The 18444-nt window shown below is 47.1% G+C and carries 18 protein-coding genes; 12 read left to right on the plus strand and 6 right to left on the minus strand.

Annotated elements, in window-relative coordinates:
- Positions 1-12 precede the first annotated feature (12 nt).
- The 11 genes from ACWA50_RS12185 (at position 13) to ACWA50_RS12235 (ending at position 11341) form a co-directional block, all read left to right on the plus strand.
- Positions 13-966, plus strand: a complete 954-nt coding sequence (locus ACWA50_RS12185) for an ABC transporter permease (protein WP_431052902.1) — start codon at positions 13-15, stop codon at positions 964-966.
- Positions 966-2972, plus strand: coding sequence for a dipeptide/oligopeptide/nickel ABC transporter permease/ATP-binding protein (locus ACWA50_RS12190; protein ID WP_431054359.1), 2007 nt, complete (start codon positions 966-968; stop codon positions 2970-2972). Before ACWA50_RS12185 ends, ACWA50_RS12190 begins: the two co-directional genes overlap by 1 nt.
- Complete coding sequence (locus ACWA50_RS12195) at positions 2969-3781, plus strand: ATP-binding cassette domain-containing protein (protein WP_431052904.1); 813 nt, start codon at positions 2969-2971, stop codon at positions 3779-3781. Before ACWA50_RS12190 ends, ACWA50_RS12195 begins: the two co-directional genes overlap by 4 nt.
- Positions 3782-3894: 113 nt before the next feature.
- Positions 3895-5553 carry an FAD-binding protein gene (locus tag ACWA50_RS12200; protein ID WP_431052906.1) on the plus strand — a complete coding sequence of 553 codons (1659 nt, stop codon included), beginning with the start codon at positions 3895-3897 and terminating at the stop codon, positions 5551-5553.
- Between the two features lie 102 nt (positions 5554-5655).
- Positions 5656-8022, plus strand: coding sequence for a hydrogen gas-evolving membrane-bound hydrogenase subunit E (gene mbhE, locus ACWA50_RS12205; protein WP_431052908.1), 2367 nt, complete (start codon positions 5656-5658; stop codon positions 8020-8022).
- Positions 8012-8437 carry an MnhB domain-containing protein gene (locus ACWA50_RS12210; protein ID WP_431052910.1) on the plus strand — a complete coding sequence of 142 codons (426 nt, stop codon included), beginning with the start codon at positions 8012-8014 and terminating at the stop codon, positions 8435-8437. Before mbhE ends, ACWA50_RS12210 begins: the two co-directional genes overlap by 11 nt.
- Before the next feature lie 15 nt (positions 8438-8452).
- Entirely contained in the window at positions 8453-8872 is a 420-nt protein-coding gene (locus tag ACWA50_RS12215) for an NADH-quinone oxidoreductase subunit K (RefSeq protein ID WP_431052912.1), read from the plus strand.
- Complete coding sequence (locus ACWA50_RS12220) at positions 8872-10344, plus strand: complex I subunit 5 family protein (RefSeq protein ID WP_431052914.1); 1473 nt, start codon at positions 8872-8874, stop codon at positions 10342-10344. Before ACWA50_RS12215 ends, ACWA50_RS12220 begins: the two co-directional genes overlap by 1 nt.
- 5 nt (positions 10345-10349) lie before the next feature.
- Positions 10350-10703 (plus strand): Na+/H+ antiporter subunit E, encoded by a 354-nt coding sequence (locus ACWA50_RS12225; RefSeq protein ID WP_431052916.1) that lies wholly within the window; start codon positions 10350-10352, stop codon positions 10701-10703.
- Positions 10704-10716: 13 nt separating this feature from the next.
- Complete coding sequence (locus tag ACWA50_RS12230) at positions 10717-11022, plus strand: monovalent cation/H+ antiporter complex subunit F (protein ID WP_431052918.1); 306 nt, start codon at positions 10717-10719, stop codon at positions 11020-11022.
- A complete protein-coding gene (locus tag ACWA50_RS12235; protein WP_431052920.1) occupies positions 11012-11341 on the plus strand; it encodes a cation:proton antiporter in 330 nt (109 codons plus the stop codon). The genes ACWA50_RS12230 and ACWA50_RS12235 overlap by 11 nt, the downstream gene beginning before the upstream one ends.
- Before the next feature lie 136 nt (positions 11342-11477).
- Here ACWA50_RS12235 and ACWA50_RS12240 read toward each other — a convergent pair whose 3' ends face one another.
- Complete coding sequence (locus ACWA50_RS12240; protein ID WP_431052922.1) at positions 11478-11816, minus strand: carboxymuconolactone decarboxylase family protein; 339 nt, start codon at positions 11814-11816, stop codon at positions 11478-11480.
- 150 nt (positions 11817-11966) lie between these two features.
- Between ACWA50_RS12240 and ACWA50_RS12245 the strand changes: the two genes are divergently transcribed.
- Complete coding sequence (locus ACWA50_RS12245; protein ID WP_431052924.1) at positions 11967-12881, plus strand: helix-turn-helix domain-containing protein; 915 nt, start codon at positions 11967-11969, stop codon at positions 12879-12881.
- 67 nt (positions 12882-12948) lie between these two features.
- Here ACWA50_RS12245 and murP read toward each other — a convergent pair whose 3' ends face one another.
- The 5 genes from murP to ACWA50_RS12270 form a co-directional block, all read right to left on the minus strand.
- Positions 12949-14376: a PTS N-acetylmuramic acid transporter subunit IIBC gene (gene murP, locus ACWA50_RS12250; RefSeq protein WP_431052926.1), complete on the minus strand. Its 1428-nt coding sequence runs from the start codon at positions 14374-14376 to the stop codon at positions 12949-12951.
- A gap of 1 nt (position 14377) precedes the next feature.
- The gene (gene murQ / locus ACWA50_RS12255) at positions 14378-15301 is read right to left on the minus strand and encodes an N-acetylmuramic acid 6-phosphate etherase (protein ID WP_431052928.1); all 924 of its coding nucleotides are present in this window, start codon (positions 15299-15301) and stop codon (positions 14378-14380) included.
- Between the two features lie 134 nt (positions 15302-15435).
- On the minus strand, positions 15436-16626 hold the full coding sequence (locus tag ACWA50_RS12260) for a glycosyltransferase (RefSeq protein ID WP_431052930.1): 1191 nt from the start codon (positions 16624-16626) through the stop codon (positions 15436-15438).
- A gap of 45 nt (positions 16627-16671) precedes the next feature.
- Complete coding sequence (locus tag ACWA50_RS12265) at positions 16672-17352, minus strand: glycosyltransferase family 25 protein (RefSeq protein WP_431052932.1); 681 nt, start codon at positions 17350-17352, stop codon at positions 16672-16674.
- Between the two features lie 168 nt (positions 17353-17520).
- Positions 17521-18444, minus strand: a complete 924-nt coding sequence (locus tag ACWA50_RS12270) for a DmsC/YnfH family molybdoenzyme membrane anchor subunit (protein ID WP_431052934.1) — start codon at positions 18442-18444, stop codon at positions 17521-17523.

Below are 18444 nucleotides of genomic sequence, written 5' to 3' on the forward strand. Positions count from 1 at the left end.
TTGGAGAAAACCATGGAAATTGTGTTGCGTTTGTTGTTACGACGCTTGCTTGCATTACCGGTTATGATGTTTGGGGTAACTGCATTAGTGTTCGTTATTTTGCAACTCAGCCCCGGAGACCCTGCGATTATCGCCCTCGGTGATAGCGCCAGTGAAGCCGCCAAAGCCTTATATCGCGAAACTCACGGCTTAAATGATCCCATCCTAGTCCAATACGGACGCTATATCGTCAATCTGTTCTCGCTTGATTTCGGTGTCACCATGCCGCCTGAGCAACCAATCAGCTCGCTGATTGCTAAAGCGTTTCCGTTGACGTTACAACTCACCTTTATCGGAGTATTTTTTGCGGCTATCGTCTCATTCAGCTTGGGCGTGTTGGCGGCGTTGTACCGCGATCGTTGGGTGGATCAAGTCATTCGTTTGCTTTCCGTTGCTGCGGTTGCAACTCCGTCATTCTGGTTGGGGATCTTATTAATCCAATGGTTATCGTTAGATAATGATATTTTCCCGTCAGGCGGTTTTGTTCCTTTTAGCGAAAGCCCGAAAGATTACATTTTATCAATGACGCTACCGTCATTGGCACTTGCCGTGCCGGTGTGCGCTTCCCTGATTCGGGTGGTGCGCACAACGATGGTGGAAGAAATGGATAAAGATTATGTCCGTACCGCAATCGGTAACGGCGTGCCATACTCGACTGTAATTCGCTACAACGTGCTGCGTAATGCGCTGATCACCCCTGTGACCGTACTGGGTCTGCGTGTGGGGTACTTACTCGGCGGTGCGGTGGTTATCGAACAAATCTTCGATTTGCCGGGTATGGGCAAACTGATTTTTAACGGCATCGTGAATCACGACTTGCACTTGGTACAAGGGGTTGTATTGACTATCGCGTTTACCTTTATTTTGGTGAACATCATCGTTGATATATTGTATTTATTGATTAATCCAAGAATTCGGAGTCTATGATGCTACGTCAAGGTTTAAGTAAACGTTTAGCCGCCGGCGGTGCTCGCTTCCAAGCGTTACCGTTTAGTGCAAAACTCTCACTCTCCTTTATTTTTCTGATTGTGTTGATGGCGATTTTCGCTCCGTGGGTTGCCACCCATGATCCACTTGCCACCGGCATTCCGGCACAAGCGCCAAGCGCAAACAACTGGTTCGGTACCGATCGTTTAGGCCGTGACGTGTTCTCACGTATGGTATACGGTTCGCAAACCTCGTTGATTATCGGCTTAGGTTCGGTCGGTTTGGCAATTCTGTTCGGCGCCATTCTCGGCTCAACCGCGGCAACGGCAAGCAGATGGGGCAACGAAACCATTATGCGTTTGATGGATATCATGATGTCCTTCCCGGCGATTGCCTTGGCTGCGGTATTGTTGGTGACTTTCGGCAACTCGTTACCGATGATTATCCTCGCGATTGCGGTGGTTTACACTCCACAACTGGCGCGTGTGGTGCGTGCCAACGTGGTATCGCAATGGGAAGAGGACTATATCCGCGCCGAACGCGTGTTAGGCGCAAGCCGCCCTTATATCTTAATCAAACACGTGGTGCGCAACACTGCCGCGCCGGTATTGGTATTTGCCACCGTGATGGTTGCGGATGCGATTGTGTTCGAAGCCTCGCTCTCCTTCTTGGGTGCGGGGGTGCAAGCGCCTGCGCCGTCTTGGGGCAACGTTATCGCTTACGGTCGTAACCTGGTGTTAAACGGCGGTTGGTGGGCGACCACTTTTGCCGGTCTCACGATCTTATTAACCGTATTAGCGTTAAATATCTTGGCGGAAGGCTTAACCGATGCGTTGGTGAATCCAAAACTGAAAAAATCCACCCAACCTAAAGACGGCAATGAAAAACCGGCAACGCTATTAGGGTCGGATGTGCAAGAAGCGATGGCGGAAGGCTTGGCGTTGAAACGCTATCTGTTCAACTTGCATAACAAAGAGATCACCCGCACTGACCGCATGCAGCTTGACCCGAATGCCAAACCGATTTTACAAGTGAAAAACCTGTCGATCCGCTTCCCGAACCGTTACGGCGAAACGCCGTTAGTGGACAACATCAGTTTCACCGTCAACGAAGGCGAAACCATGGGCTTGGTGGGCGAATCCGGCTGCGGTAAATCGATTACAGCGTTTTCTATCATGGGGCTATTGCCGAAAACAGCGAAAATCACCGGCAACATCACCTTCTGTGACCGCAGCGGTAAAGAACATGATTTATTAAACTCAAGCGAAATGAACCAACTGCGCGGTACCGAAATTGCGATGATTTACCAAGACGCTTTGAGTGCCTTGAACCCGTCAATGCGAATTAAGGCGCAAATGGCGCAGATCATCAGCCGTGGCAGCAAACACACCGCGGAAACCTTGTTGGAGTGGGTGAAACTCGATCCGTCGAAAACCTTGAATCGCTATCCGCATGAGCTGTCAGGCGGGCAACGCCAACGGGTGCTGATTGCGATGGCATTGGCGCGGGAGCCGAAACTGGTCATCGCCGACGAACCGACAACCGCACTTGATGTAACGGTACAAGCGGAAGTGATCAAACTGTTGAACGAATTGCGCCAAAAACTCGGTTTTGCGATGGTGTTCGTCAGCCACGACTTAGCCTTAGTCGCCCAAATGGCGCACCACATCACCGTGATGTACGCCGGTCAAGTGGTGGAAAGCGCGCCGACTTCGCCGTTATTGGCAAATCCAATGCATGAATATACCCGCGGTTTGTTGGGGTCAGTATTATCCACCGAAGAACGTGCCGAACGCTTATATCAAATTCCGGGCAGCGTGCCGTCGCCTTACGACTTTGCGGTCGGCGACCGCTTCGCAGGGCGTTCGTTACGGCCTGACGCCAATCCGGATCAAAAATTGCCGCTCGTTCCGGCAGGCGATGTGCCAAACCACTTCTGGGCTTCCCATTTAGCCGCATCAAATTCAGCAGACAGCCGTAAAGCTGCACAAGGGGAAAATGTATGAGTAGTAGTATCAAAGTCATCAAACCGCAACATATCATTGATTTAAAAGATATCGTGGTGCAATTCCCTTCCCGTGACGGTTCGCTGTTCAGCCGTAACAAAGTCACGGCGGTCGGCGGGGTCAATTTCCATGTGGATGCCGGGGAAACCGTCGGTATCGTAGGCGAATCCGGTTGTGGCAAATCCACCCTCGCCAACGTGATGATCGGCTTGCAGCAACCCACCGGCGGCGAAGTGAAATTCAACGGCTTGAAAATGCAATACGGCAGCGCACAAGCTCGTAAACAGTTCGGGCGCCAAGTGTCGGTGATCTTCCAAGATCCGGCAACCGCACTTAACCCGCGCATGAAAGTGTTCGATATTCTGCGTGATCCGTTGGATATTCATAACATCCTGCAACCGCATGAACGGGAAAAACGGGTGTATGAATTGCTGTCGCGCGTCGGCTTGCCGCGTTCCGCCGCCGCGGTTGAACCGACCCGTTTATCCGGCGGACAGAAACAACGTGTCGCCATTGCCCGTGCCTTGGCACTCAATCCGTCGTTGATCGTTGCCGACGAACCGACTTCCGCATTGGATGTATCGGTGCGCGCGCAGGTGTTAAACTTGCTGGCGGATTTGAAAAAAGAGCTGAATTTGGCGATGGTGTTTATCTCGCACGATATCCAAACCGTGCGCCAAGTGTCGGATCGGATCGTAGTGATGTTTGCCGGTAAAATCGTGGAAAGCGGCTCGGCAGAACAAATCTTCGAAAACCCGAAAGAAGATTACACCCGCCGTCTGCTCGGCGCTGCGCCGTCATTATTGTAAACCGACGGTCACGGTTATCCGTCAAACCGCACTTTTTCTGCCTATATCTCCTAACGGCAGAGAAAGTGCGGTTAATTTTTAGCATACTTTCTCCATTTATTGCGGTAAATCTTATGAAAAACACATTTCAGATTCAAACGGTGATTGAAACGGACATCTTGGTCGTCGGTTCAGGCATAGCCGGACTCAGTGCGGTGAAACAAGCCTCCGGGCAAAATTTACGTTCGGTCTTAATCACCAAAAACAAGATTGCCGGCGGGGCGAGTTTTTTTCCGTTAAAAGCCACCCTCGGTATTCAAGTCACCGGCGATGAAGATGACAAAGTGCAGTTTCGGGAGGACATCACCCGTGTCGGCAAAGGGATGAACAATCCTGATGTCGTCGAAAATTATCTGAATGAATCCAAACAAGGCATTGGATTATTGCAAGAGATCGGCTTTCAGCCGTGGTTGCGGCAAGATAACCGCCCTGCCTGTTTTGCCAAATACCCACGCCCGATCTATTTAATTTCCGAGTGGACAAGCGCGACAAAAAAGGCGCGTGAAATTTTAGATCATAATGAGCTGAACCGCTATTACGAACAAGCCACGTTAGTCAAAATTATCGCCCCGAACAATCGAGTCGCCGGTGCGGTATTCCAACTGGAAACGGCTGATGGCGTAGAACTCGTTTTTTGCCGTTGCCATGCCGTGATTTTGGCAACCGGCGGTATCGCCTCATTGTATAAAAACAATCTTTACCCCAATGATATTGTCGGCTCGGCACACGCAATTGCGTTAGATGCCGGCGCAAGCGCAATCAATATGGAATTTATTCAATTCATTCCGGCATTTCTAGCCCCTAAGCGCAAAGTGCTGTTTGGCGAACACACCCTAAAATATTGTACGGCAGTGTATGACAGCAATGATCAACCGCTGTTTAACGATATGTCGGAGCAGGCGTTTCGGGCAATGATGGACGAACGCAGCGATTATGCGCCGTTTAGCGTCGATTTTGCGGCAAAACGTTTTGATTTGACCGTTATGCAGGCAATTCAGCGCGGCAGCAACGGGGCTCGTTTAGCCTTTTCATCGGCATTATATCAAGATCAAAGCGAATTTTATCGCGTCTATTTGGATTGGCTGAAACAAAAAATCGGTGTCGATCTGCTGCAAGATCGTGCGGTCATCGAACCCTTTGCGCACAGCTGCAACGGCGGAATCGAAATTGACGGCAACAGTGAAAGTGCGGTCAACGGACTGTTTGCCATTGGCGAAATCTCCGCCTGTATTGAGGGCGCAAACCGCTTGGGCGGCAACTCGGTCGGCGGCAGCTTGGTTTTCGCAACCCGTGCCGTGCAGCGTGCCAAACACTATTGCCAAACCGCACTTTCAACCCTCGCTCCTGCCGATGTCACGCAGATACTGATACAAACCATCCCGGAACAACCAAGCACCGCACCGCTCAGCGCCAGCGCCAGCGAAATTTTAACCCAAGTGCGGGAGACATTATCGTTAAATGCCAATGTTTACCGCAATCAACAAGGGCTGCAACACGCGTTGGGGTTAATCGAATATCATCTCCGCCACTATAGCGCCAGCCGATACGGTATCGAATTATATTGGTCATTGCGTTGTGCCGAAATGCTATTGCAGGCAATGCTTGCCCGTCGAGAAAGCCGTGGTGCGCATTTCCGCTCGGATTACCCGAATGAGAGCCCCAATGTGGAAAAATTACGGCTTAACTTACGGCATGGAAAAATAAAAATCACACGCTTGAAGTCCGCTTTTTAAACGACAAGCCGGCTTGACGGTTGACTAAGCACCTTAAAAACGCTACTTTTATTCATCACAATCCTTTTTAATATCATTTAATTATAAGGCTATCATTCAGATATGGCGCAGATTGATCCGACATTAGCGGGCAAGACACCGACAAAAATCGAAAAAATCCTGTGGAGTTTACTACCGCTTTTCGGGTTAATTGCCGTTATTTTTTTATGGTTCGATAATCAGCCGTTCTACCAATACCAATATTCTTGGTTCAGCCTGATTGATCTGAATATTTTGCTGTATGTCGACGGGCTTTCCCTGCTGATGTTATCCTTGATCACCGGTATCGGCTGTGCGGTTTATCTGTATGCCGCGGGCTATTTCGCCGATCATCCGCAGTTGCGCCGTCTATATGTTTTATTAAGCATTTTTATGCTTGCCATGATCGGCTGCGTGATTGCCGATCATCTACTGCTGTTTTTCCTGTTTTGGGAATTGACCAGTATCACTTCATTTTTGTTAGTGCTGTTTAACTATCAAGCGGAAGAAAACCGCAACGCCGCCAAACAAGCTTTGCTGATCACCGGCAGCGGCGGTTTATGCCTGTTAGCCGGTTTTTTATGGCTCTGGCATTTAACCGGCACGGCGCAAATTTCCGAGTTGATCCGAATTCTGCCCGATTACATTGCCGAACCGCACTTTAAGTGGATTTTAATCCTGATTCTACTAGGCGCATTTACTAAAAGCGCACAATTTCCGTTCCAATTTTGGCTGCCGAACGCCATGGCGGCACCGACGCCGGTTTCCGCTTATCTGCACTCGGCAACCATGGTCAAGCTGGGGATTTTCCTGTTGGCGCGTTTGGATTATGCCCTGACGGATTGGGCGCTGTGGCAGCAAATTCTACAAACCGTCGGTTCGATTACCGCCGCTTGGGGCATGATGTTGGCATTAAGAGAACGGGATTTGAAGAAAATTCTGGCGTGGTCCACCGTTGCCTCGCTTGGTACAATGGTGGTGTTGATCGGCTTGGACAGCAGCTCGGCCTCAATTGCGGTGATAACTTTTGTGTTGGCGCACGCCTTATACAAAGCGCCGCTGTTTTTTGTCGCCGGCAATATCGACCACGCCACCGGCACGCGGATTATCGATCATCTCGGCGGTTTAAAACGCTATATGCCGTGGACGGCAACGGTTGCGATTTTAGCCGCACTTTCCATGGCGGGTATGCCGACCTCGTTCGGATTTATCGCCAAGGAAGCCCTGGCAATCGCCAAAGAAGCCGATGATACCCTGCCGTTTAGCGCTTATGGTAACCTTATTTTTAGTATCATTGCGGTTGCCGTTGCGGCAGTAGCGGCAATTCGTGTTTTTTGGCTACATCCCGGCAATAACATTACCCCGTCCGTACATGAGGTAAAAATCAAAATGCTGCTCGCTCCCGCTTTAGTTGCGGTTACCGGGTTATTTATCGGCTTGACTCCGCAATTGGCGATTCCGTTTATCAAAATTGCGGCACAAACCATCACTTCACAGCCGATCGGCGATGTCGATCTCTATTTTAATTTGGAAGCGTTACAAACCACCGGGCTAACGATTCTGGCAACGGTTGTATTCGGTTTATTGGTTTTCCACTTTTGGGATACCTTGCATTTTGCCTTTGACCGTTTCCTGAATTTGTTTCCGCACTGGGGCGGCGCGGCAACCTACCATCGGATCGTTGATCAAATCCCGGCATTGACCTCGAAGGTAACCGGGCGGTTCCAACATGGATTACTTTCCGGTTATATCCAATGGTTGCTCGGTTTTACCTTACTCAGCCTCAGTTTGAGCCTGCTGTGGAGTCTTCGGCAAGGCGTGAGGATCGATCTCAATTTCTCCGCCTTATTCGAACCGCTGCCAAGTGCGGGATTAATCACCGCCGCTATCATGATTAGTCTCGGCGCGATTTTTGTCATGCTTTCGGGCAAGCCGTTTATGTTGTTACTCAACTCCGGTTTGGTCGGTTTCGGTTCCGCCTTGCTGTTTGTGTTTGTGTCGGCACCGGATGTGGCATTCACCCAGTTTGTGGTGGAAACCATTTTGGTGATTATTTTAGCGTCGATTCTCATCATCTTAATTCGCAACAATTCGGCGGATTTTAACCGCCCGCAAGATCGTCGCAAACATCCGAAACGCCTGTTGTTCACGCTGTTGCTCGCCATGTTGGTCGCCACCATTATTGTGATCACGCTGTTAGTCGTATTAGATTTGGATTTCAACAGCGCCGTGTCTGACTTTTATATTGAAAACAGTGTGCCTCAGGCATACGGGCGCAATATCATTAATGTGATTTTGGTCGATTTCCGTGCGCTAGATACGTTCGGTGAAGTCGCGGTCATGTTGTTCTCGCTGTTGGCGGCGCGACCGTTATTGCGGGAATTAAAACGCCAAACCGGCTTATTAAAACGCAGTAAAGCAGCCGAAAAAGAGGTCAAAGATGAAAAGTGATGTGCTACTACTGCGCAAAACGGCGCGTCCGCTTTACTGGATCGTACTGCTGACCTCATGGGTGATTCTGCTGCGCGGGCATAATGAACCGGGCGGTGGTTTTATCGCCGGATTACTGGCAGCGTCGGCGTCGGTATTATGGGCAATCGCCTTTTCCACCAAACAAGCGATGCAAAAATTACCACTCTCCTCGCCGTTGAATCTAGCGGCAAGCGGCTTATTAATTGCCGCCGCCGCAGGTCTGCCTGCACTGTTTAGCGCCAATGCCTTTTTATACCATTTTTGGGCAAGCATACCGCTCTTCTGGTTTGATTATAAAATTTCTACCGTACTGCTGTTTGATTTAGGCGTTTACCTCTGCATTTGGGGCGTGGTGAGCGGTTACGCCATTATGTTGTTAGAAACCACGGAATAAGGCGAATCGAATCTTATGACATTAGTTATTTTAGTTACCTTATGGATTACCTTGGTCGCAGCGATTTATTTGCTGCTATCGCGTCATGCCTTGCGTATCGTAATCGGCTTGATGTTGCTCGGCAATGCGGTCAATTTTATTATTTTACTGTCGGGGCGGGTGTCTTCTACCGTGCCTGCCGTTGTTCCGCCCGGCGAACAATTGATTGCAAATTCGGCGAATCCGCTGCCGCAGGCGCTCATTCTGACAGCTATCGTCATTGGTTTTGCCCTGACCTGTTTTTCCGTGGTACTGATGATTAAACTGATTCGCCGCTTGAACACCGATGATGTCAATGCCTGGCGTGAGGCGGAACCGTTGAATAACGACGCTGAAAAACCGGCGATTTACAATGATCAGGATGAGCTGAAAGGCTATCGTAAGGATTTATGTTAATGTGGATGAATGTTTGGGTGATTTCCCCGGTTTTAATACCGCTGTTTGCCGCCGCCGTCGCTGTGTTATTGCGCTATCGCCAGGATTACCAATATTGGTTCAGCTTGGCGATCAGCCTATTCATGTTAGTCAACCACATCATGCTCTACGCCCCGCTCCAGCAACACAATCTCAGTTCCCATTTTGGTAACTGGGCGCTACCGTTCGGAATCGGTTTTCAAATTGATCCGCTGAGTTATATCATGCTGAGTATTTCAGTGGTCATGACATTAATCTGCCTGTTATATATGTTATCCGGCTTGAGCACCCGCCCGCTCAACTCGTTGACCTTGCCGCTGCTCTTCGGTCTGATTAGCGGCGTAAACGGCAGCTTTATCACGCAAGACTTCTTTAACCTGTATGTTTGGTTTGAGGTGATTTTAATCTGTGCCATCGGTTTATTGGCGATTGGCAGAAAAATCTCACAATTGGACGCCGCCTTTAAATACATGGTGCTCAACCTGTTCGGTACGCTGTTACTACTGACCTCCATCGCCCTGCTCTACGGCGCTACCGGTCATCTGAATTTCAGTGCGGTGCAGCTGGCGCTGCAAGATTTGGCGGAACATAGCAAGCTCTTGATTATCACACTGTTTATCGCTGCCATATTGATTAAAGTGGCGGCATTTCCGGTGTTCACTTGGATGCCGGCGTCTTACCACACACTGCCGATTCCGCTGATGGCACTGTTTTCCGCGTTGTTGACCAAAGTCGCGGTCTATACCTTGCTGCGCACGCTAGCACAAGTGTTCCTGCCAAGTATCGACATCTTGCAAACCGCACTTGCTTGGATCGCCGTCTGCACCATGGTCGTGGGTGTGCTTGGCGCGGCTTACCATTGGGATATGCGCCGTATTTTGGTTTTTCACAGCGTATCCCAAATCGGCTATATTTTGTTAGCCGTTGCCCTCGGCACGGTTGACGGCAACAGCGCCGCCATTTATTACACCGTGCACCACAGCTTAGTCAAAGGCTGCCTGATTTTGCTTGCCGGAATTATTTATCTCTATGCCGGCAGCTATGATTTGCGCAAAATCGGCGGCTTATACAATATCAAACCGTGGCTTGCCGTTTTATTTGCAATTCCGGCATTATCATTGGTCGGAATTCCTCCGTTTTCCGGTTTCTGGGCAAAAGTCGTGCTGTTAAAAGAAACCATTAACCAAGACCAGTGGCTCTGGACGGCAATCGCCCTGCTGGTCAGTGTATTGACATTGTATTCGATGATGAAAATCTGGTTCGAAGCATTTTGCAAACCACACCCGCACGTTTGTGACTGCGACAGGGTTTGGCAACCGTTCATCCGACAAAATATCAAACCTGCCGTCACCGCCGTCAGCTTACTCGGTCTATTGATTTTATTTATCAGTTTCGCGCCGAATCCGCTTTACGCCTTAAGCCGACAAGCGGCACTGGCATTGGGAGCTCAATAATGTTCATGAAAAAAAGTTACGTCGCCGTCTTGCTCGGTTTACAATTTCTGTACTTAATGGTGAAATCCGGTTTTACCACCCTTTGCCTGATTCTTAAATTACAGTTGGGTATCAAGCAATCGCTACGCGACAGCTATATTGCGATCCAGATTCCACAAATCGGCGAAACCGGCTTGGTTGTCTTATCTTGCTTGGTTTGCCTGACACCGGGCACAACGGTATTGGATATTAATAACGAAGATAACCGAATGCTGCTGCATATTTTGGATGCAGAACAGACTGACTTGGCAATTCAAGAGATCCAAACAAAATTCGTGCCGTATATTTCAACCCTGTTTGCCAAATCCGCAACAACCTAAGGAGAGTTGCCAAATGCTAGAACCAAGCCTGATCTTTGTTGTGCTATGCGCCCTTATTGCCATTCTGTTCGTGATTTCGCAAATTCAACGCGGCACGGATGATGGCGATCGGATTGTCGCTCTGGATATTCTATTGGCTGCGGCGCTTATTTTATGTGTGGTTGCCGCTCTGTTGATTCAACGTACGGTCTTGTTGGACGTCGCCATCGGTTTGTCGCTCGTCGGTTTTATCGGCACCGTCGGTTGGTCTGCGGTAATTCGGCGGAAAAATGACAATCAGGCGTTGCAGCGACAAAAGGATGAACACCATGATTCTTAATATGTTAGGCATAATGTTCTTATTGCTCGGCGGCTTCAGTTTGGCGATCTCCGCGCTGGGAATCCATATCCTACCGAACACCCTCAGCAAACAACACGCCGCAACCAAAGCAGGCACGCTTTCAATCTTTCTGGTTTCAGTCGGGGCTATGTTTATTGTCTGGGATTGGGCGTGGACGATTCGCTTACTGATCATGAACCTATTCCTGATCTTCACCTTGCCAATCGCTTCGCATATGCTCGCTCGGGCGGCAGTAAAAGACGCAACGCTACTCAATGACAAAAACCACCGTGCCATTCATCGCGATAAAACGGAATAAAAGTGCGGTTCGGGCTCGCGGTTATGTGATGAGCCGCACGGCTTTGCTCCTACGCCCTAAGCTCTACATGGCTTTAAAATAAAAAACCCTGCATCGGGGTAAATGCAGGGAATATTACGGCTATTTTATTGAGTCATTATTTTTGTTCGTTGTAAGCTTCCAATGCACGTAAAGAATAAGTGTAAGCCGCACCGGCATTTAACGCGATTGCGGTTGCCAATGCCGCCGCCACTTCTTCTTCCGTCGCGCCGGCTTTAATCGCGTCGGCGGCATGTACGCCGATACAGCTTTCGCAACGGGTGGTTACTGCCACTGCCAATGCAATCAATTCACGTGTTTTTGCGTCTAGCACATTGCCTTCCGCCGCTGCGGCATTCAATGCGCCATAGGCTTGAAGCATTTTCGGGTATTTTTTCCCTAATTCGCCGAATGATTTTTTCACATGAGTAACGTCATTTTTCCAATCTGCAAACATAATATTTTCCTAAGTTTAAAAGTAAGTAAATAGGCTGGTTGATGGGTGCTATTATTGATATTATTTAACAAATTATATTGTTTTATAGTATCAATCTTTATCTCTTTCATCTTAAAGGATAATTTTTCATTTCATTCAAGGAGAGCCACTATGGACTATTTAGATCGACTGATTCAACTCGCCCAAGTCGAAGGCGAAATCAACGTTCTCTGCCGTTTCCAAGGCGACTGGCAGATTAAACACAAACAAGAACCCAACACCTTGGGAATCTTTCACATTATCTCAAAAGGCGAATGCCGCCTAGTGTTGGATAACCAACGTAGCTACCAGTTGAAGCCGGGTGATGTCTTCTTCCTCCCCCATGGTCTCGAACACCGCGTTCAAAGCAGTAAAAGTGCGGTCAGCGAAGACACCCCGGTCACCGCCTTGCAACAATTGCAGCACGGGCCATTCACCCTGCGCACCAACAATCAAGCCTCGCATGATTTTGAAATGTTCTGCGGTTATTTCCGCTATTCCGGGCATTCTACGCTGCCTGCCATTCTGCCTGAATACTGGTATTTGTCCGGCAATAACAGTTCGGTCACCTCGCTGTTATCCTTGTTACAACGGGAAGCAATTTTGGAAATCGGCACCGCCTCGGTCGTGAATGCATTATGCAATGTCTTGTTCACCTATCTGGCGCGCGATTATATCCAACAAAGCAATGAAGTGAACAATGGCGTGCTCGGCGCACTGCAAGACAAGCGTTTATACCACGCCGTCAACTCAATGTTGCAACAGCCGGAGCATAACTGGAATATGGAAAGCTTGGCGGATCTGAGCGCCATGTCCCGTGCCAATTTCATCCGCCTGTTTAAAAGTAAAACCGGTACGTTGCCCGGCAAATTCCTCACTAGCTTGCGGATGCAAAAAGCCGAGTTATTACTGCGTAACACCAATAAATCGATTCTCGCCGTTGCGCTCGAGGTCGGTTACCAGTCCGAAGCCCATTTCAGCAAAGCCTTCAAACTGAAATACGGCACATCGCCAAGCAAATATCGAGTTCAAAAAATTGAGGAATAACGGTTGGTCATATGGCGGATAAGGGAAGTGCGGTTTCTCGTTAAACCGCACTTTTGCATGGTTTTCCTTAGCTCAAATCCACATCCTTGGCGAAAAAGTAGGTCGTTAAAAAACCGACGCTATAAGCGGTTATCGTGCCAATGAGATAAATTGCAATCGCGCCAAATACGCCGTTTGGTGAAATTAAGAGCGGAATTGCCAGTAAACCGGACGGACCGAACACACTGTTTAAGCCCATCGGGAAACCGAAATAAGCAAATAGGCCAATCACGAAACCGCCTGCCGCACCGCCGATACACGCGGTAATAAACGGTTTTACCCGTGGCAAGGTTACGCCATAAATTAACGGCTCGCCGATCCCCAAGAATCCCGGTAAAATCGCCCCCTTGATTTGTGCACGCAGAACCGCATTTTTGTTCGCCAGCGTATAAAGCGCAATCGCCGCGCCGACTTGCCCTGCGCCTGCCATTGCCAGAATCGGAAACAGCGCATTAAACCCTTGCGTTTCCATTAAGGCGAAATAAACGGGTACAAAGCCTTGGTGAATACCGAACATCACCGAGAGTAAAAATAGTCCGGCTAATACCGCACTTCCGAACGGATTGCCGTTCAAATGGCTAAATAGCCACGACATGCCGTTAAACAACAGCACGCCGACCGGCATAATCAGTAAGAAAGTAAACGCGCCCATAATCAACAGCGTGACGGTTGAAGTCAGCAGCATATCCAAATTGTCCGGCACGAATTTGCGCACCCACTGCTCCACTTTCGCCCCGACAATGGCGGCAATCAGCACCCCGATAATATTACCGCGCGGATCAATTTCTAGCCCAAAGAAGGAACTCATGCCCGAATAAATGCCTTTAGTCGCCTCCGGGTTATACCCCAAGATAAAAAACGAGGCAATGATGGCACCGTTCACGCCCGTGCCACCAAACGCTTTGGCCGCATTGTAACCAATCATAATACTGAGAAAACTGAACAAGCCTTTGCTGAACACTTTGAGATAGCCGATTAATGCAACCAAAGTAGCATTCGGATTTTCAACGCCGGCAACAAAAGACTGATCCAATAATGTCCCGATCCCTAACAGTAGCCCCGCGCCGATAAAACCCGGAATCAACGGCGTAAAAATGGTGGCGAATTTGGTTAAAAATTGATGTACCTTACTGCTTTGCTGCTGCTTGATTTGTTGTTTATTGGCTTTGGCGATCACTTGTAAATCGTTAGCCACACCGCTTTCTTGCAACAACGTACGGCACAATTCCGCCGCTTTGCCGGCTTTGCCCGGCCCCAGAATCAATTGCACCTGATCTTGACTCTTGACCACGCCCAACACCCCGGCAAGCTGCTTTAATCGTTCATCTTCAATCCGATCCGTTTGGTTAATTCTCAGCCGTAGCCGGGTCATGCAATTCCCGACGGAAGCGATATTTTCTGCGCCCCCGAGTAACGCGATCACCTGTGTGATAAATTGCTTATTGATCTCTGCCATACTAACCTCCTTGCTGATGTTGAAAAGACGCCGCTAATGCCTGACGGATAAACCCGCCGTGCTGCGCCAATAACTGTTTTGCTTCGGAATAAGATAACCGGGCCAAAATCATTAAAATTGCGGTTTTGCAATGGTTGCCACTGGCGGCAAGCGCCTGTTCCGCTTCATAGCGTTCACAACCGGTTGCCTGCATGACAATATTTTTCTGCCGCGCCAGCAGTTTTTCATTGGTTGCCTGTACATCGACCATCAAGTTGCCATAGACCTTACCGCTTCGAATCATCGAAGCGGTGGTGAGCATATTCAGCACCAACTTTTGTGCCGTACCGGCTTTCATCCTCGATGATCCGGTCACCACTTCCGCGCCGACCGCAATACAAATCGGGATTTGCGCCTGTTGCAACAACGGCGCATGTTGATTGCAAGCAATCCCGATCGTGACGCAACCGAGCTGCTTGGCATAGTCAATTCCACCCAATACGTAAGGCGTACGCCCGCTGGCGGCAATGCCGACCACCACATCACGTCGAGTTAAATTCAAGCGTGCCAAATCGGTTTTTGCCGCAACCGGATCATCTTCCGCCTTTTCCACCGCACTAAACACCGCACGTTGCCCGCCGGCGATCACGCCGATCACTTGGTTCGGATCAGTGCCGTAAGTCGGCGGACATTCGCTGGCGTCCAAAATCCCCAACCGCCCCGATGTGCCTGCGCCGAGATACAACAAGCGTCCCCCCTGCCGAAACGCCGCCACAATTTGATCCACCGCCTGCGCAATCTGCGCAATTTGTGTCGCCACCACCTGCGCCACTTTCTGATCTTCCTGATTAATCACTTGCAAAATCTCACGCGTCGTAAGATTATCAATCTCAGTTGAATTGGGATTACGGCTTTCGGTGGTGAGTTGGTTAAGCGAATTATGCATAAAATATCCTTAATTAAACATTGATTAAAGACTAGTTTAATTCAGATTGAAAGATAACTGTAAAAAACCGCACTTTGGGTTGCCAATCTAAAGTGCAATTGAAGCACGCTCAACTATTCTAGTATTTAATCTACTTAATGGCTAAATTTATTTTTTACTATTTGTCTGAATAATTTACTTACATCTTCTGCGATATTTTCTAAACTAAATTTACTAGCTCTTTCTAGTCCTTGTTTTGAATAATAAGCATATTTATTAGGATTATTTACTAATGATAAAACAGAATCAATAAACTTTTGTTTATTATGCAATTCAACCAACACCCCATATTCACTATTTCCTAATATATCTTTCGGACCGGTAGGGCAATCCATCGCAACAACGGGAACACCTAACGCAAGGCTTTCTAATAACACCATTCCTAATCCCTCATATTCTGAAGCATGCAAAAATAAAGTAGCATTCTTCATATAAGGATAAGGATTATCTCTATTACCAATTAAATACACATCATCGGCTAAATTCAATGCGGCTATTTTTTGTTCTAATACTTTTCTATTATCCCCATCTCCCACAAAAATTAACTTTTGTTCTAGTCCCTGATTTTTTAGTTCTGCATAAATTTCAATAAGCTCTTCATGCCCTTTCCCTTCAACCAATCGGGAAACCTGTATAAAATAAGGATAATCAATATTAACTTTTTCATTTGCTTTATGTTTAATACTGTCTAAATCAATCGGATTATAAATAACATCAATATTATCCTGATTAATATTTAGCTTACGTAATAAATCCAATTTCATTTCTGGCGATATAGCAATAATTTTATCAAATTGAGAGTATACATGGCGAAAGTAATGTATTTTTTTGTTCGTTTGATTAGCAATAACATTAAGATGTCCATGCTCCCAGCGAATTAGAGGCACATGAGCTTGTTTAATGTTCAAATGCCCTTTTTTTATAAAAGAGTTTAAATTATCATTAAAATCAATAATTAAATTATAATCAGATGCTAGTTTTCTTTTTATCACCTTATCAAATGATATTTTTTCTTTTATTTTTAGATATTTATTTAAAAAATAATAGAAACATGATGATTTTCTTTTAGCTGTATCATTAATTCTTTTTACATGATAGTGTTGAAAAATAAAACTAACCTGAACATTATCCGGCATATTATCAAAAAAGACATTATTAGATGCCAAATCATAAGTAACCAGTAATTCAATATCATAATTTAGCTGATGAAATACTTTCAAATAACTAAACAAAACACGTTCAACACCGCCTACAATAAGCTTTTTATGTAAAATTAGTATTTTCATGCCATAACCATTCCTGTTTTATTCTCTTATTAAAAAATATTATGACTATACATAACGATCCTCTATTTTATTTATTTCCGAATCTGATCCAAGACCTTGAAAAACACACGGAGGCTCAACGCCATAAGCAGCTAATCCCGTCTTTTGAATTAGCCCTGTTAAATAATCCGCTGGCATTCTTATCGGATAAGCATAATCTAAAAGTTTCTGCGCACCTGATAAAGTGAGCATATATGCTGCCGCACAAATAATACAACGTTTAGAATTTTTAGACGGAGAGCGATAACGAGCCAATTTATAACCTTGAAATAGTTTTTTAGGGAAAGGATATTTTTTCACTTTTCCATGATCTAAAAATACAATATCATTCTTAGATGAGATTTTCTGTAAAATATCATAAATAATAAATTCAAAATTTTGCGAAACAATCACATCATCTTCTAAGATAATTGCTTGCTGAATATGATGTTCAATCATATACTCATAAGTCTTAATATGACTGGCAGCACAACCTATTTCCCCTAACGTGAGTGGCTTTGCATTATATTGTTTATAAAATTCATAATCGACTTTACTTAATTCTTCCGCTGATAGATTTTTTCCATATATCGCATCAATAAATTGAAATTCAAACCCTAAACCAGAAAGCCTATGAGAAATTATTTCTCTACGTTTTGAATTCAACAAACTAATAATTAAAATTGGTGGAATGGTTAATTTATCCATAGTATAACTCCAATATTTATTCTAGTAAAAAATAGCTGTCTAAATTTTATTTTGATTCTAACAAATTAGTCAATTTAAAGCGAATAATTCTAATACCACTCATCTTTATTTCACAAAAAACCGCACTTTGATCGCTCAAAGTGCGGTATATAACAGCTAAAAACTAACTTAATAACCCAGAGCCGCCATCCCCACTGTCATATGCAAACCGTAGAAAATCACGCGTGCCAGCAGTTCCGCGGCGACGACTAGGATAAAGCCGATAAACGGCAGTGCGGTATTGGCTTTTTTCACGCCGATGGTCAGTAGCAACAAGCCGATTGCGATCAGTACAAAGCGGGTGATCATCACCGGTACGAAAGACGGTACCAGGTCTAACGCGTGGTGAACCGCGCTGCTGACGCCGCTGAGGTAGCCGTGTTGTTGATAAGTCATCACCAAGGCGACGATAAATGCCAGCCACGCCACGCCGAGCAACAAGCCGTTCAACTGTTTGCCGATCTTCACGCTGTTCAGCAAGGCAAGCGCCAGCACCGAACCGCTCAAAAGTGCGGTCAGCACAAAGGAAGCCGGGGTGTAAACCGAGTTCCAGGTCGGCACGGTGTCAATCATATACAGTTTCGACATGGCATAGATAAAGCCTGCGCCGACAAGGCTGACGACCAGCACGCCTAAGGTTTTCCAACCTGACGGCAACTTGGCGGAAATGTTCGCCAACAAACGCACCACAAACCCAATCAACGGCAGTTTTTGCCACGCTTCCGGCAATAAGCGTGATGTTGCCAACGCCCAATAACCTGCGCCAAGGGCGAAGAACGCTGAACCGGCGGCGATTTCATTACTCAAGCCCGAGGCGCCAATACGGTTTAAGGCATTGAACGCGCGCTGCGGCGAGCCTAAGTGCAAGGTGGAAAAGACAAAACCGATTGCCATAAACACCCACAACACGGTCATCACATAATGAGTACGGCTTTCAACCGGCTTACTTTTGTCCGTCAGCAACAGCAGGCTGAACGCCCAAAATGCGCCGACAGCGGTTTGTGCCAACACGGTGAAGAACACCAAAGGCCATTCGTGTAATCCCATTCCCAT

The sequence above is a fragment of the Testudinibacter sp. P17/SS/0325 genome (genome assembly GCF_053570765.1).

Coding starts and splice junctions, on each gene's coding strand:
- ACWA50_RS12185 (WP_431052902.1), top strand. CDS start 13: ATGGAAATTGTGTTGCGTTTGTTGTTACGACGCTTGCTTGCATTACCG.
- ACWA50_RS12190 (WP_431054359.1), top strand. CDS start 966: ATGCTACGTCAAGGTTTAAGTAAACGTTTAGCCGCCGGCGGTGCTCGC.
- ACWA50_RS12195 (WP_431052904.1), top strand. CDS start 2,969: ATGAGTAGTAGTATCAAAGTCATCAAACCGCAACATATCATTGATTTA.
- ACWA50_RS12200 (WP_431052906.1), top strand. CDS start 3,895: ATGAAAAACACATTTCAGATTCAAACGGTGATTGAAACGGACATCTTG.
- mbhE (WP_431052908.1), top strand. CDS start 5,656: ATGGCGCAGATTGATCCGACATTAGCGGGCAAGACACCGACAAAAATC.
- ACWA50_RS12210 (WP_431052910.1), top strand. CDS start 8,012: ATGAAAAGTGATGTGCTACTACTGCGCAAAACGGCGCGTCCGCTTTAC.
- ACWA50_RS12215 (WP_431052912.1), top strand. CDS start 8,453: ATGACATTAGTTATTTTAGTTACCTTATGGATTACCTTGGTCGCAGCG.
- ACWA50_RS12220 (WP_431052914.1), top strand. CDS start 8,872: ATGTGGATGAATGTTTGGGTGATTTCCCCGGTTTTAATACCGCTGTTT.
- ACWA50_RS12225 (WP_431052916.1), top strand. CDS start 10,350: ATGAAAAAAAGTTACGTCGCCGTCTTGCTCGGTTTACAATTTCTGTAC.
- ACWA50_RS12230 (WP_431052918.1), top strand. CDS start 10,717: ATGCTAGAACCAAGCCTGATCTTTGTTGTGCTATGCGCCCTTATTGCC.
- ACWA50_RS12235 (WP_431052920.1), top strand. CDS start 11,012: ATGATTCTTAATATGTTAGGCATAATGTTCTTATTGCTCGGCGGCTTC.
- ACWA50_RS12240 (WP_431052922.1), bottom strand. CDS start 11,816: ATGTTTGCAGATTGGAAAAATGACGTTACTCATGTGAAAAAATCATTC.
- ACWA50_RS12245 (WP_431052924.1), top strand. CDS start 11,967: ATGGACTATTTAGATCGACTGATTCAACTCGCCCAAGTCGAAGGCGAA.
- murP (WP_431052926.1), bottom strand. CDS start 14,376: ATGGCAGAGATCAATAAGCAATTTATCACACAGGTGATCGCGTTACTC.
- murQ (WP_431052928.1), bottom strand. CDS start 15,301: ATGCATAATTCGCTTAACCAACTCACCACCGAAAGCCGTAATCCCAAT.
- ACWA50_RS12260 (WP_431052930.1), bottom strand. CDS start 16,626: ATGAAAATACTAATTTTACATAAAAAGCTTATTGTAGGCGGTGTTGAA.
- ACWA50_RS12265 (WP_431052932.1), bottom strand. CDS start 17,352: ATGGATAAATTAACCATTCCACCAATTTTAATTATTAGTTTGTTGAAT.
- ACWA50_RS12270 (WP_431052934.1), bottom strand. CDS start 18,444: ATGGGAATGGGATTACACGAATGGCCTTTGGTGTTCTTCACCGTGTTG.